This window comes from Bradyrhizobium sp. I1.14.4 (assembly GCF_050435825.1).
GTDB lineage: Bacteria > Pseudomonadota > Alphaproteobacteria > Rhizobiales > Xanthobacteraceae > Bradyrhizobium.
Genome location: NZ_JBNDLA010000034.1, coordinates 1 through 12,634 on the forward strand (window position 1 = coordinate 1; position 12,634 = coordinate 12,634).

5 protein-coding genes and 3 pseudogenes are annotated in these 12,634 nt (G+C 59.7%); 3 read left to right on the plus strand and 5 right to left on the minus strand.

What is annotated here, in order from left to right; translation table 11 throughout:
- Positions 1–379: 379 nt before the first annotated feature.
- The gene (locus tag ABIB78_RS35155; RefSeq protein ID WP_429033301.1) at positions 380–2,092 is read right to left on the minus strand and encodes an MFS transporter; all 1,713 of its coding nucleotides are present in this window, start codon (positions 2,090–2,092) and stop codon (positions 380–382) included.
- Positions 2,093–2,783: 691 nt separating this feature from the next.
- Between ABIB78_RS35155 and ABIB78_RS35160 the strand changes: the two are divergent.
- Together ABIB78_RS35160 and ABIB78_RS35165 are read left to right on the plus strand one after the other, a co-directional pair.
- Positions 2,784–3,182, plus strand: a pseudogene (locus tag ABIB78_RS35160) (Glu/Leu/Phe/Val dehydrogenase dimerization domain-containing protein); the annotation flags it as partial.
- A gap of 303 nt (positions 3,183–3,485) precedes the next feature.
- Positions 3,486–4,639, plus strand: a pseudogene (locus ABIB78_RS35165) (8-amino-7-oxononanoate synthase).
- An 875-nt stretch (positions 4,640–5,514) separates the two neighbouring features.
- On the opposite strand, the gene ABIB78_RS35170 reads toward ABIB78_RS35165, so the two are convergent.
- The 3 genes from ABIB78_RS35170 to ABIB78_RS35180 form a co-directional block, all read right to left on the minus strand.
- Positions 5,515–6,219, minus strand: coding sequence for a carbonic anhydrase (locus ABIB78_RS35170; protein WP_429033303.1), 705 nt, complete (start codon positions 6,217–6,219; stop codon positions 5,515–5,517).
- 11 nt (positions 6,220–6,230) lie between these two features.
- Positions 6,231–6,956, minus strand: coding sequence for a thermonuclease family protein (locus tag ABIB78_RS35175; protein WP_429033306.1), 726 nt, complete (start codon positions 6,954–6,956; stop codon positions 6,231–6,233).
- A 1,618-nt stretch (positions 6,957–8,574) separates the two neighbouring features.
- A complete protein-coding gene (locus ABIB78_RS35180) occupies positions 8,575–9,423 on the minus strand; it encodes a nodulate formation efficiency C protein (protein WP_429033309.1) in 849 nt (282 codons plus the stop codon).
- Between the two features lie 580 nt (positions 9,424–10,003).
- On the opposite strand from ABIB78_RS35180, the pseudogene ABIB78_RS35185 reads away from it, so the two are divergent.
- A pseudogene (locus ABIB78_RS35185) lies at positions 10,004–10,336 on the plus strand (5-methyltetrahydropteroyltriglutamate--homocysteine S-methyltransferase); the annotation flags it as partial.
- A 731-nt stretch (positions 10,337–11,067) separates the two neighbouring features.
- On the opposite strand, the gene hemN reads toward ABIB78_RS35185, so the two are convergent.
- Entirely contained in the window at positions 11,068–12,426 is a 1,359-nt protein-coding gene (gene hemN, locus ABIB78_RS35190; protein WP_429033311.1) for an oxygen-independent coproporphyrinogen III oxidase, read from the minus strand.
- Positions 12,427–12,634: the final 208 nt, after the last annotated feature.

Consider the following 12,634-nt stretch of genomic DNA (forward strand, 5'->3'; position numbering starts at 1 on the left):
CTCGTCATCGTCTCTCCTGATTCGCGGGACAATCTTGCCCGCCGTCAGGCAGAAACTCCACTTATCGCCCTGTTCAGATTTCCGGAGCCGGCTCTCTATTCCTGCTTTGTCTGGGTGATGGTGTATTTTTGCAGCGCTATTGCTGCCGTAGCTCGTTGAAATGCTGCGTAACAAGGTCGGATGGAGTTCGAAACTCCCAGAAAATGCATCAATGCTCGATTGGCACGTCAGACGAGGCTGGCCTTTGACCAGGAAATCGGATTCGCTGGTAGCCGGCTCGTCACACTTTGAACTGGCCGCACAGTTTTGCCAGAAAGTCAGCCTTCTCGATATTCGAGCATATCCGTCGGCGAAGGCTCCGGGCTCCCGGCAACCCGGGCTACTTGGTCCGCCGCAGCGGCCGGTTGCGTGCTTTTGCCGCGCTTGCCATCTCCGGCCGCGTTCCCGCCGTCGCATGCTCGGGCGTGTCGTCCTTCCAGCGTACCGAGCCGAATGGCCTCTCCAGCATGCGGCGCACGCGTACCGGCGCAGGGCCGATGTGGAACTGAATTGCCCGCTGTTCCAGGGTACGTTCCGACCGGGTCGAGCGGTTGCGCCAGCGCAAGTAGTCGAACCAGGTCGGAAAGTGATAGCGCTCGGTCCATAATTCGGGGTCGGCAATGTCGCGCGCGATTGACCAGCCATAGGCGCCGTTGCGCTGGCGAGACAATTGCACGTCTTGCATGACGTTGTGAAACGCGCGGGCATTCTCCTGCGCAATCCGGTATTCGATCTCGACGACAAGCGGTCCGCTGCGTCCGGTCAAGGCGAGCCGTACTTCGGGATCGGCGAGCAGCTCAGCCTCCTCGCCGCGCGCGCCGACACGGGGCATGGGCAGCCACCGGCCGATGAGTGGTGAGACCAGCATCAGGGCGGCCGAAACCAGCAGCGCGGTTTCAACTCCGGCCGCATCGGTGAGATGGCCCCAAGCCCAGCTGCCGACGGCAATCCCGCCCGAGCTCGCCGCCTGATAGGCCGCAAGCGAGCGTCCGGTCACCCAGCGCGGCGCCGACAGCTGCACCCCAATGTTGAACACCGCCCATGTCAGCATCCAGACGGCTCCAGCCAGGACCAGTGCCGCCGCGGTCAATACCGGCTCGCGGCTGAGCGCGACGGCGGCCATCGCCGCGCCCATGGACAACGCGCAGGCGCGAACCGCGGCCTCGCCGCTCATCCGCTTGCGGATCTCGGCAATGTTCAGCGCGCCGACCACGGCACCCAGGCCGAAGGCGCCGAGCATGATACCGTAGGTCTGGGCGTCGCCATGCAAGACATCCCGCACCACCAGAGGCATCAGCGCAGTGATCGCGCCGCCGCCGACGCCGGTCACCAGAGTGCGAAGCAGCACGACCTTGATCGATGGCGAATTGCTGATGTAGCGCACGCCAGACACCATCGCGCGGCTCAATCTTTCGGGCGGCAGGCGTGAAGGGGCGCTGACGCGTTTCCAAAGGAATAACGCGGCGATCAGGGGCAGATAGAGCAACGTGTTGAGCGCGAATGCGGCCACTGCACCGGCGCTAGCCACCACCACGCCGCCGATCGCCGGGCCTACGCTCCGTGCGATATTGTAGCTGATGCCATTCAGCGCGACGGCCGCAGGCAGCTGCGCTTCCAACGGCACTTGTTCGCTTACCGATGATTGCCAGGCCGGTCCCATCAGCGCCATGCCGCTGCCGACAACGAAGCAGAGTACGAGCAAGACGTTCGGTGTGGCCAAGCCAAGCCAGGCGGCTACCGTCAGGCCGGTTGCGCCGGCGAGCGCGATGCCAAGCGCAACCAGCGCCACGACGCGGCGATCATACATATCAGCGATCGCGCCCGCTGGCATCGAGATCAGCATCACTGGCAGCAACAGCGCGGTCTGCACCAACGCGACCTTGTCAGCCGAGGACGTCATCTGCGTCATCGCCCAGGCTGCACCGACACCTTGAATCAAGCTGCCGATATTAGACAGGAGGCTCGCAAGCCAGATACGGCGGAACGTCGCGTGCCGCAGAGGCGCCGTGATGCCGTGGGCGCTACGCGACTGGACTTTGGCTGAATCGGTCATGTCGGATCGTGTTGATCTACCATGATTTGATTCTGGTGCGGATCACAAGGATGTTCCCGGCGCGATATCGCGACCCTGGCATGGTCGTGAATGAGACGCGCCGATCGCATAACGGTGTTCTGCCGGCTGCCGATCCTCTATTCCAGTAAGAACCTTTTCCAATCGTAGCGCACGGCGCGCTGTCGATCGAATGAGTTAGGTCTGCATCATGCCTATTCGCTCCAGCGCGTCGCTTGCATGGTCACGTTGACAGACGGTGCGTCGCCCGCGTGCAAAACCTTGTACGTAACGGACCAACGAGCGAGGTCCACGAGTGCGGAATCATTTGTCGCGAGATACGGTGAACCACGCTCTCACTGCTAGGGAGCTGAAAGCCCATGTAGCCGAAAGCCATGTCACGGACTATCGATAGTTCACATAGCGATGCAGCGTTGGCGGAACTTGCTGTCGATCGGTGAGCTTTTACGTGTCAGTGTAGGGCGCCCGGTCTACCCCCATACCGCGAGATGCGCAGCGAAGGATCCCCATCGAGAACGCAAAGTGGTGCAACAGATCGGGCCACTGAGGCCGAGGCCAACAATTGTTGCCCCCACAGGGAGCGCGTCTGTCGCAGGCCGGATGAAATATTCGAAAGTTGCGATACTGCTCCACCGCTTGATCAGCATATAACCTTCACACCAGGCAAGCGAACGTGACGGCATACCGTGGGCCAGTCTTTGACATGGCCGTGAAGCAATTCGAAGTAATCGCAGACGACCTGTCCATATCGCAGGACGCGAGAGCCCGGCTCCTGATGCCGAAGCGCCCGGTCACGGTCTCTTATCCGACTCACCGCGATGGCGGCACGACGGCCGTCTTCGAAGGCTATCGTGTGCCGCATCACCTGACGCTTGGCCCCACAAAAGGTGGTGCGCGGCTCGCGGCGAGCGTTGATCTCGGCGAAGTCGCGGCACCGGCCATCTGGATGAGCTGGAAATGCGCACTGGTCGCACTGCCGTATGGCGGCGCGAGGGGAGGACTCAACGTCGATCCGTCACGCTTGCCCGAACGCGAACTCGAGGTGCTTTCGCGCCGATATATGCGCGCGCTGCCGCGCGGGCAGGATAGTTGATCAACGGGCACGACGCGACTTACAAAAAATCGACCAAGGCGCGGTCACCTGCGTGATCGAAGCACTCCCGAGTCGGGAATCATGTGTTTGATTAGTGGGCGTGCGACTTGCTGCAGTTATGCGTCCTTCGAGGGAGAGAAAAACGTGCAGTCCGCGCGTCCTGCTGGTTGATTGAAGACAGCTGCGTCTGCCCTGCTGAACAGTGCACGGCGGATCATCCATCTTTCTTTTTTTGGAGCCATCATCGTCGCTTCAGGATTGTGGTATTGGGCGAATTGAGCAATGAACCTAACCGATACAGGCAAGCTTGACGGCTATGCTGTGGCTCTGGTGGCCTTGAAAGAAGCCGATCGGCTGCGCGCCCTGAAGCCGCGCGCAGGGACTGATTTTGCCTCGAACGATTATCTGGCGCTGGCGAGCGCGCCGCGTATGAAGAAGGCTCTCTTCGCCGCGCTCGACGCCGGCACGCCCGTCGGCGTTGGTGGGTCACGGCTCCTGCGCGGCAATTGCGAGGGGCACGGAGCTCTCGAAGCGGAGGCGGCGCAGTTCTTCCGGGCGAAGACAGCGCTTTTCTTTGGCGGCGGTTACATCGCAAATTTCGCTGTTCTGACAACACTGCCGCAACGGGGCGATCTGCTTGTTGTCGATTAGCTCGTGCACGCCAGCCTTCATGAACGCGCTCGAGCGGGCCGAGCCGAGTTTCGGATAAGCGCCCATAATGATCCCCAGTCGATTGAAGACACGATTGGCGACTGGCACGCCAGGGGCGGAGTGGGCGCGTCTGGATCGTGGTGGAGAGCCTCTACAGTATGGACGGTGACTTCGTGCCGCTTGAAGATCTGGTCGCAATCGCCGAGCGCTACGAGGCCTTCCTGGTCGTGGACGAGGCCCATGCCACAGGCGTTTACGGCGATCAGGGACGGGCGCTCACCGCGCCCTATGAGGGACGCGAAGATCTCTTGGTGATCCACACCTGCGGGAAGGCGCTGGGTGCAGCGGGGGCGCTTGTCACTGCTTCCGGCGTATTGCGCGACTTCATGGTCAATCGGTGCCGTCCATTCACTTGCGCCACCGCGCCGTCGCCCCTGATAGCCGTCGCTGTCCGAGAAGCACTCTTGATCCTGCAGGACGAGCCTGAGCGGCAGCAACGCCTGATCGACCTTATCGATTTTGCACATCGGCAGCTCATTGTGTGCGGCCGCCCGAGCCGTTCGAACTCACAGATCATTCCTTACCTCGTGGGCGGCAAGTCCCGCGCGATGCGGCTCGCCTCTGCACTGCAGGCGGGTGGCTTTGATATCCGCGGGATACGGCCGCCAACAGTGCCTGTGGGAACGGCAAGGTTGCGGATGTCGCTGACGCTTGATGTCGGACAAGATGATGTATCCGATATGATTGATGCGCTGGTCGAAGAGACCTGGGGCGACGTGCGATGAGGTCGCCGATCATCATCGTGAGGCTGATGTCCGGATCGCTAAAGCAATCTTCAAACGTGCGCGCCGGCGCGCAGATGCTCCTTTTCGATGGCGCACTTGGGAAATGTCAATGACAAGCCCGCACCTGCGCCGAGCCAGGAGGGCTCTGTGGATGGCACCTCAAGGCGTCTGTCGATCGGGACTGCAGGCTTGATGAACTCAGGCGAGGGTGCAGAAGATTGTTATCTACTACAATCGATGATCGCAATAGTTGTACGGGCGACACTTCCGGTATATGTGGATCCAAAGTACGAGCTCTGGACAGATCCAACGAGGCTGCTCTTCCGACACTGCGGTCTCTTCGTTGGTTGATGCAGGAGAGGCCGTCCGATGCCGACGCGAGTAGCATTTTTCTTAGCATCGGCCGGCTGGGCAGCCGTCGTGGTCGTAATCCTGCTCTATGTGATCTTCAGCCCTGGTTGAGCCGGTTGACCTGAGCTGGACCATCTGTATCGGTGTCAGGGCGGATAGGCCGGGATTCTGCTGGAATTCTCGCCTGTTCCGGAGGCCTGGCTGAGATTCCGGCGCGTCCTGCGGCGCAATCTGCCGCTCAAATCAACTCTGTTGACTTTGGGCTCCAACGTGGAGGCATGGACGCTGCCGGCCGCGGTATGAGTTTTTCCTGGTGCCGGCCGCGCATTGCCAACATAAGTACGAAGAATATGAGGAGGATCAAGAGACCGCGCATACCAGAGTTTTTCCCGAAGCTATGACAATCATGGTGCGGATCACATCCGGTGCATTTGCTGCAGCCCGATCGACGAGTGAATTTCGCAGCAGTCAACGGAAGTCCGGCCAGGCCGCACACGACTGGGCGGCCGTGCGAAAGTGCCAGCTCAGCCCAGCAGATCGACCCTGCCGGTGTCGAGCCGATATAGACCTCCGACTATCTTCAGTCTGTTTTGCTCAATTGCTGAGCTCAGAATTGGGCTGGCCGATTTGAGTTTATTGATGTTGTCAATCACATTTTGCCGGGTCGCATCGGCGAACGTATCTCCGGTTTTCTGGCAAGATCCTTTTACCGCAGGCGCAGCGACGATGGATGGAATATGCCCCGGCGCGGGCCTACCCTCGTGGAGCGACTTGATCGTGGCGTCTATCGCGCCGCAATGATCGTGACCAAGTACCAGGATCAACGGCGTGCTCAGCACGGCGACCGCATACTCCATACTGGCGAGCGTGTCGTCGTTGGCGAAGTTGCCGGCGAGGCGGCAGACAAACAGATCACCAAGTCCGCTGTCGAAGGCAAGTTCGGGTACCACACGAGAGTCTGCGCAGCTCAGAACCGCCGCATATGGATTTTGCCCATCGACCAAAACCTGGCGCTCGCCTTTGAAATGGCCACCTCGTGATGCGCCCTGGACATAGCGATCATTACCTTTCATTAGCCGCTTCAGCGCAGCCTCCGGCGAGAGCAGATTCGCGTCGACAATATTGTCACCAAGCCGGCCAACCGCCGAAACAGCCAAAAGCAACAGCGAGCGCCGCGAAGGCGCGATCGTGACCGGATAGGACGTGTTCTGGGAACGACCTGCATGCATGCGTGTTCACCTCATCGCGAGGCCCTACGCCATCCCGTGGCTTCGGCCTCCGTTTCGCTGCAGAACCAGCGTTCAGCCGGCTTTTTCGTCATGTCGATTTGTCCGTAACTGAGTTGCCCGGGCAAGTGATAAGTGCGCTCGCCGTTGCGGCCCACGGTGCCCTTTATCAGACACTCGGGCGAGGGCGGGTCCGATAGCAGAGCGGATCCAAGCAGGAGTTCCTGCGCGTCGGTCGGCACCGAGCTCGCGCCGACGATGATCGTCCCCTTGTTGCGGCGACGCCAGTCCCAGGGCGCGATGAACGCCCCCGACCACAGAGCCGCGTAGGCATTGCTCGCTATCACCTCATAGATAGTGTAAGTATGGGAAGATGGACCCGATGACAGTGCCCAGCCCGAGCTTACCATCCAGGCGTTCACGTCCTGGCCTTCGATGAAGCAACTGCCGAGTGACCTCCCGTACTTGTCTACTCCCGCGGTCTGACAATCCCACGTTCGTCCGTTCGAGTACTTGATAAGCGCGTCGCGAGCAGCTACGCCGCAAGCCCATTTCCGGTCATGGGCGTCGAGGCAAATCTGATCAGTCTCTGGCGCCTCGATATCCGAGAGCCGAATTCTGGTTTGCTCGATCTCGATCGTATTGCCGTCGACGATGTGCGGCGGGCCGCTGAGTTTCGCCGCGCAAACCGGAGATGTGATGAGAGCGAGCAATGCCGTCATCATTACGCGGTGTTTCATTCCTACAACCTTTTGCTGTCGGTCGATCAGCTCAGAAAGTCGCGATCCGGCGCCGCCACATTCGACTGCTTGACCGCACCATGTCCGTTATCCGGCTTGCATCGTTCGACGTTTGCTTTGTGAAAGTTTGGTCGTGAGTCAACCTACGACCTGACGCGACGTGAGTTTCAAGCGATTTCTTCCGGTGTGCATTTTGCGATATGCTTCCGGCCTTGCCGGTCTCTCTCAGTGGGCGCGCACCGCACCCCCTCGACCGGAGGGGGAGATCCCCCGTGCTGAGCGCCGAACTCGCGATGTAGGACAAAGCCGAAGCTCGGGACTCTGTTTCTCATTCGGTTGAGAATAAAGAGTGTCCGTCCGCCTTTCGGCGGCGGAGCGAAGGTCAGCGCGGATGGACCGACGTTGCCAAAACATCGCTCCAACTTCCATTAGAGAGAACTGCGGATGCTTCTGCTGCGACGAGGACATTCACAGTAGGCTAGGCTCTGTTCACGGAGGGGCCGACCTTTGAACGAAATCTGTTCTCGCTTGCTCTGTCCGATTTGAACAAGAGCGCCATTTCCGCGCTTCGCCACAATACTTCCTGGTACCGCTCCGTTCGTATAAACAGACAAGAATTGTCCAGGGAGAGGCATCGCGACCGCAGCGTTTTTTGCGCCACCATCGGCCACAATTGACGCGCCACACCGACCAAAGGCCTGGCCATTCCTGCAAAGCCGGTGCGATGGTTCGGACTTGAGCCGTGCCGCTCAATCTTCGGCAGCACCATCTCTCGAATCTTGACCAAGACCTTCTCGGCGAGGTGATCGCTGCCATCAGGGCATGGGCGGATGGTCGGATCGCCCGAGCCACGGCGTGCAGCACCGCGTTCGCGAGCCCTGCATGCGCGAAATGTGTAGGCAACCGTAACCAGCCTTGCACGATCGTCTCCCAAAGAGCTTGAATCGTACCTAGCGTCAGCTTGCATAGTCTCAAGCTGACCAGCTCGCGCAATCCAGAAGGCTTCATGATCAAATGTGAAAAGCTCAATGCCTTAAGTTCTAAATATGCGAGAGGTCGCTACTGCGAAACCCTGACGCAAGGCTGGCCTACATCCGATGTGCGCAGTCAAAGGAACTGCCGGAGTGGGACGCGCAGTTCGAGATCAGTCGGACGACTTCGGATTGCCGCTGGGGCGAGGCCAAAGTACAAATCCTGATGTGCCCCATGCCGCTCTTTCCGGAGAGCTAGAGGCAATCGGTGCTGCTTGCGACGGCGCAACTTTGCTCTGCAAGTGCCGGCCGCAAGTTGACTCGAAGCCTCGTTGCGAGCGGCGCCGGTCATTTGGTTGTGGTCGTATCAAGCGGATTTTGAGCAGCACCTCCAGGCGAGTTCCTCTGATACTCTTCCGGCAGAGGCACATGTCCTCTCACTGCGTTGCGTGCGGCGCAGGCCAAACCGGCTCTCGCACGCTGGCACGCCGCTGCTGAGCTCGCGGAAAGGCCGAGAGCAATCGTGCTGCCCGACTTTTCCCATGGCGTGCTGCGGTCTGCGAGACAGGCTCGACTCGCCGAGGCATAATAGCACACGCGAGTTTGAGAGCGCATGTGCCTTGCTTTTGCCCCGAGCCGCCGAGTGCTCAAGGAGTCGCGGCGCGATCTTGCTGTGAGCGATCATCTACCGAGGCCTTTCGCGTCCAATCTAACGCTTCCCGTTCATTTGGCTCTATGCGATCGAACCAGGAGCCGGGAGGAAAAGCCGCGATGCGCTTGGCAAAGAAGGATTGCGGCTCCCAATCTTGTCCGTCGCTCTTCTCGAAGGCGATGACCCCGTTATGGGTAAAATAATGGGGCCCTGGTATATTACAGTTCACCAACAGCAGAACGCGCCACAGATTACCTTTCTCGGTCGGCTTGTCATTCGCCTCCGGTATGTAATCCACCCCGACGGGCTCGACGATGTGACAGCGGCCGTGCCGCAGAACATTCCCGAGCTTGCCTTGCGCCGTCGTCACGAAGTTGAAGTTGGCCGGATTATGTAGAAAGCGAAGATTTGCGTTCTTTTCGCCGTCTGCGACTTCACTGGCGATCAACGACAGCGCCAAGGCGCGCCAGCCCAATTCAATGGGTTTTGCATACGTGGACGCAAGTTCGATCGTCCCATCGAGCGCGATCTTCCAGGTAATGACGTACTGTTCGTCTGATGGATTGTCCTGGTGCCTGGTCCACGAAAAGAAAACATATTCAGTTCGGTCAATCCCTTGAGCGCCCCCCCATGTTCGAGGGACGAACTGCGCCACCCTCGATACGTTGGAGATAATTTGTTCTATCGTCTCACCGTCTTGCGCTCGCCACGTTGACTTGACCCGTTCGACAAGGGCGCTATCGTTGGCGCGAACACTGTTGGTCGTCGCAGCCAGCCCAGCCAGACAGAACAGCGATCGACCGAGGCAAAACCAAAGCACGCCTCTTCCAGGTATTTTCTTCATACGCCGACCCATCTGGTTTTCATCCACGCGTCAATATACAAAAACGGGCAACCTTCAACCTGTCATGCGCGATCGTAAGAAGTTAGCGGCGACGTGACGCGGGCGCCCACTGGTGTCCCGCGCGAGCAGGCGCGTCCCCTCTATGTCACGCGCCGCTAACTTCAGTGGCCAGCCACAGCCTCAAATTGCCGTGCTGGACCCGCCCAGGAGGAGAAGCCTGGGCATGCCGAGGACTTGCATTCTTCGTGCCAGGCAATAGCGAGCAGTTCGCGCTGGATTTGTGTCGTCTTTGTCGAGTTTCCGACTCGCGCGCGCTTCAATGTTTCCATTCAGCCCATCCACCCCGGCTTGTTCATTCTTGTCACGCACGGAATATTCGACCGCGCAGGCGAACGCCTTGCTGCCAGGTTCCTGATGACAATCGGAAGCAGGTTTGCCGCCATTGAACCGCTTGGGTATCGTTGCCGGAGTGTCGGCTTTCGACCTCTACAATGGCTTTCGGCACTTGCGGCCAAAGGGGCCACTGCGCGTACGTGCTCGTGCATGGCGAGTTTGAGCGCAATGACATGGTGCAGTACTCGTCATCGAGGCGATTGCTGCAATGGACGCGGATGTCATCTCGATCGAGACCTCGCGCTCGAAAATGGAACTGTTCGACGCGTTCAGGAGCTTCAAATATCCGAATCAAATCAGGCCGGGCGTGTACGACATCCATTCTCCACGCGTCCCCGAGACGGGCGAGATGAGGGAGCTCATGGTGCTGGCTCGCAAGCGGCTGCAGGATTCCCAGCTCTGGGTCAATCCGGACTGTGGCCTGAAGACGCGCAAACGGGAGGAGGTTCGCCCGGCGCTGGTGAACATGGTCGCTGCCGCCCGCGAACTGCGCGCTGCATCCGATCCGGTCGGCCGTTGATCCTGCGCTTGGGCCTTCTCGAAAAAGCTGATCCGCTTGTAGGTCATTTGCGCTCTCGATCATCTCGATAGAGCTCTGTATGAGTACAAAAAGAGCCCGGCCGCGCTTAGCGGGCCGGGCGGAAGTGAAGTCCGGGAGGAGCGACGCTGACGCATCGCGCCGACTTCCAACGGCGGAGGGAGGATAGCCGATGGTTCGATCACCGGCGGGGACACTCGCCGAAAATCTGAGCCAGATTAAAGCACCGGCTCGGGGTAGCTCAATTATGCCGTGGTATGCAGCCGATATAGCCGAGCATTAGAAATCTACACCAAGGTTTGTCGCTGATGAGCACTCGCAACGGTTTGCCGCGTCGAGCAACGGGGCCGGTGATGCCTGCGCTCGCGGCATCGACGGGCACTAAGCGCACTTGCCGGCGCTGTCCTGCCTGCAAACGATACGCTCGATCAGCGCGACTATACGAAAAACGCGACTGCAAGAATCTCATAAGCATAGCCGATGCATAAGCGACTTGTTATTGTTTTGAACCCTGCTCGGGCAGTCGCTGGTCCGGTTCCACCCGATAGCCAGGTTTCGGCTCGAGCCTCTTTGGGATCGATGAGCGGATCGACGCGGGAGATGTCACGAGCTTGAACGTGGCGGGATGCCAATCGCGTGCTCCTCGCCAAAGCATAAGCCAGTTCAATGATGCCGGACTCGGATCTGAAACGACTCCGTTCGGCGCAGCCGGTTCAGACCGCCCGACTATGCGTAGCGCCGCACTGAGGAAGGTGTGCGTCGAACGCCGATGCGACGCTCCGGACCAGGAACTCAGCGCCATCGGCTACCGAAAGCCGGCCATCGTCAACCACAACGACGCCATCTGCGATAAGGCTGTCGAGTCGAGAACGATCGACGACGGCTAACTCCGGATCCCTGCCGTGACGGCGGGATGTCTCGGCGAGATCGACTGTCATGTCGCACATGATTCGCTCGATGATCTCGGCGCGGAAGCGATCGTCATCCGCCATCAAATAGCCCTTCGCGGTGGCGAGCCGATCCTCGGTGATGCGAGCGAGGTAATCCCTTGTCGAGACAGCGTTCGCGACGAACCCTTGTTGCATGTGGCCGATCGCGCTGGCGCCAAGGCCAATCAGCGCGTCCGCGCAATCGTCAGTATAGCCCTGGAAGTTGCGCCTCAACCTGCCGTTCTGCCTCGCCAGGGCGAGGTTGTCGTCCGGCAGGGCAAAGTGATCGATACCGATGCGTACGTATCCAGCATCAACCAAGGCTTCGGCGATCGTTTCGGATTGGAGGTACCGCTCGACACTGTCGGGCAGAGTGGATTGATCGATCTTGCGTTGATGCTTCTTGAATGCAGGAATGTGCGCGTAGCCAAAGGCGGAAAACCGGTCCGGATGCAGCTCGAGGCATTTGGCAAGGGTGTCCAGGCACGAAGCGACTGTCTGCCGGGGCAGACCATAGAGCAGGTCGAAATTGATCCGGCCGACGCCGGCGCGGCGTAACCGATCGACCGAAGTCGCGGTCTGCCCGAAGCTTTGCAGACGATTGATGGCCCGCTGAACAACTGGATCGAAGCTCTGGACGCCAAGGCTCGCCCGGTTGACCCCGCAATAGCCCAGCGCCTCGGCCATCGGCTCGCTCAACATGCGTGGATCGATCTCCACGGCGATCTCGGCATCAGGCAGGACAGCGAACGAATAACGCAACGAACCGACCAGATCAGCAAATGTTTCAGGTGTCATGATCGTCGGCGTGCCACCCCCGAAGTGGATATGAGAGATCGGTTGTCGTTGGCCGACGGCTTCTGCAACGAGGTAGGCTTCAGTGCGCAGTCCAGCCGCATAGATCGCGATCGGATCGTCGCGTTTCGTCACAGATGTGTGGCAGCCGCAGTACCAGCACATGGTTCGACAAAATGGCACGTGCACGTAGATCGAGGCTGACGCTGACTGCCGGCTGCCCAGGGACTTGAGCCACGCTTGATAGTCCGACTCGCGAACTGACGCTGAGAAATGCGGGGCCGTCGGATAGCTGGTGTAGCGCGGCAGCCGGTGCTGCCCGTAGGATTGTGCCAGGTCCGGTCGCATTCGGATGCCTTTCTCGCTCTCCAGGCCCGATTATCGGACAGGCGCCGGATAAGCTTTGCGCTGCCTCAAAATATCCCGGTTGCTGATGGCTGTGGTGACTCTGAAACGAAATTGGTAGGGCATGCCCGCGGCGCATACATGGTGCTTTGAACCGCGAAGATGCGGTCACAGCTCAGGAATGAGCCTCCTTGACGATGCGGACCCCATA